This is a genomic window from Hyphomonas sp. UBA3601 (genome assembly GCF_002375605.1).
Taxonomy (GTDB): domain Bacteria; phylum Pseudomonadota; class Alphaproteobacteria; order Caulobacterales; family Hyphomonadaceae; genus Hyphomonas.
The window spans coordinates 1-294 of sequence record NZ_DFME01000110.1; the positions used below are offsets into that span (position 1 = coordinate 1).

General features: G+C 66.7%; 1 protein-coding gene. It reads left to right on the forward strand.

Annotation, left to right across the window (positions count from 1 at the left end; genetic code table 11):
• Positions 1 to 13 precede the first annotated feature (13 nt).
• On the forward strand, positions 14 to 294 hold a 281-nt coding region (locus B4F73_RS11150), incomplete at its 3' end, for an ATP-dependent helicase C-terminal domain-containing protein (RefSeq protein WP_290483282.1).

Genomic DNA, 294 nt, shown 5'->3' on the forward strand with positions numbered 1-294 from the left:
GAAAGGTGCGCAGGTGCCTGCGCCCCATGCGGTGCGCGAAGCCCTGATCGCCTCGCTCGACTGGCAGGTGCAGGAAGCGCTGCGCAAGGAGGCGCCGCTCAGCCTGTCGCTGCCGTCCGGCCAGACGGCGCAGGTCGATTATCTCGATGATCGCGCGCCGCTCATATCTGCGCGGGCGCAGGCTTTTTATGGGTTGGGTGACCACCCGAAACTGGCTTCGGGGCGGGTGCCGGTAACCGTGGAAATGCTATCGCCGGGCATGAAGCCTGTCGCCACGACACAGGATCTCGGCCG